Origin of the sequence: Burkholderia sp. GbtcB21, assembly GCF_019091065.1 — a bacterium.
GTDB lineage: Bacteria > Pseudomonadota > Gammaproteobacteria > Burkholderiales > Burkholderiaceae > Burkholderia > Burkholderia pyrrocinia_C.
On record NZ_JAGXKA010000394.1, the window covers coordinates 1 to 245 of the forward strand.

At 71.0% G+C, this 245-nt stretch carries 1 pseudogene; it reads left to right on the forward strand.

The features are described from left to right. Positions 1–44: 44 nt before the first annotated feature. Positions 45–245 (forward strand): annotated as a pseudogene (locus tag KVT39_RS37180) (hypothetical protein); the annotation flags it as partial.

Here is a 245-nt window from a genome sequence, read left to right on the forward strand (position 1 = left end):
GGCGGATCTTCGTCATCGACCTGACCGGGGTGACGGCGAGGTCCGTGCGGATCGAGCTGTGCCTGCCGAAGCGCATCGTGCACGACATCGGTCGGACGGCGGGCGCGCTGCACACGACCCGCGATGCGTTCGTGTCGTTGGCGTGCGAGCACGCCGTCGACCGATCCGCGCAGCACGGCGGGTTGCGTGGCGAACCTGTCGCGACATCGCTGACGGAAGCGGTTTGGCGGCCCCGGCGCGCCTGG